The 301-nt window shown below is 69.1% G+C and carries 1 protein-coding gene; it reads right to left on the bottom strand.

Annotated elements, in window-relative coordinates; translation table 11 throughout:
* Positions 1-97: 97 nt before the first annotated feature.
* The coding region (locus HKX41_11010) for an alpha/beta hydrolase (protein NNC24660.1) at positions 98-301 on the bottom strand (204 nt) is incomplete at its 5' end.

Below are 301 nucleotides of genomic sequence, written 5' to 3'. Positions count from 1 at the left end.
CGGGGCTGAAGTCCCTCCCACATGTCGCATCGGCTGCCTTTCTGTTGTGGGAGGGCCTTCAGGCCCGACGCCTTTCGCTCAGCCCACGCCGCGCGCTTCAGCAGCGATCGAGCCAGCGCGCGATCTGCGCCGCGGCCTCACCGGCGCGCGCCTGCAGCAGGAAATGCGGTGCGTCCAGGGCGATGCATTCGGTTTGCGGCCGTGCGCGGCGGATCTCGTCCCAACTGTCGTGCGATACCAGCCGGTCGGCAGTGGCGCGCAAGTACAGCGTGGGCACAGTAACTTCAGCCAGCGCCGCGCG

This window comes from Salifodinibacter halophilus (assembly GCA_012999515.1).
Taxonomy (GTDB): domain Bacteria; phylum Pseudomonadota; class Gammaproteobacteria; order Nevskiales; family Salinisphaeraceae; genus Salifodinibacter; species Salifodinibacter halophilus.
This window is presented reverse-complemented; position numbering and strand designations above follow the sequence as displayed.